The organism is Oleiphilus sp. HI0043 (assembly GCF_001634935.1).
Genome location: NZ_LWEY01000405.1, coordinates 1 through 686, shown reverse-complemented (window position 1 = coordinate 686; position 686 = coordinate 1). Strand labels below are relative to the sequence as shown.

Below are 686 nucleotides of genomic sequence, written 5' to 3'. Positions count from 1 at the left end.
GCACCACTGTTGATTTCAACCACTTTACCCGCTAAAGCATCAAATTTGTTCCAATCCGACAAAAAATCCTTAAAGCCACCCAACTTAAAACGCTCTAAGTCACAATACAAACCACTCAATAAGTTGCCAGCTAGCTCATTCCGACCAATATCCGATACTTCGGACAAAGCTGACCAAGCCTGCTCAATCACTTCCGCATCCTCAGGCTTCATATCAACATTCAAACCCAGACCAACCACAACCCGCCAACTCGTTGTCGCCTCTCCATGCAACTCAACCAAAATACCTGCTAACTTTCTTCCACTTAACCAAACATCATTCGGCCACTTTAACTCAACGCCACTAACACCAAGTGATGCTAGCGTCTTCACAACAGACAAACCAACCACCAAACTTAGCCCCGATAGAGCTTCTGCCCCACCATCAAGATTAAAAGCAATACTAAGATAAATATTTCTCGCAAAAGGACTAACCCATTTTCGGCCACGACGACCTTTTCCGGCCGTCTGATATTCTGCCAAGCAACTCTCGTATAAATTTCCTTCGAGTTGCTTTTCCAATAAGTGAGTATTTGTTGAATCGGTACTTAAAAGCACCTCAATAGAGATATTTTCGACAGCTTGAGCTGCCATATACGACTGAATAGATTTACCACACAATAGATCAAGCGGTCGCAACAAACGATA

The 686-nt window shown here is 43.3% G+C and carries 1 protein-coding gene; it reads right to left on the bottom strand.

The window, feature by feature from the left end:
- Positions 1–686 (bottom strand): biotin--[acetyl-CoA-carboxylase] ligase (locus A3729_RS05325; RefSeq protein WP_068633328.1); only part of this gene is annotated, 686 nt, incomplete at both ends.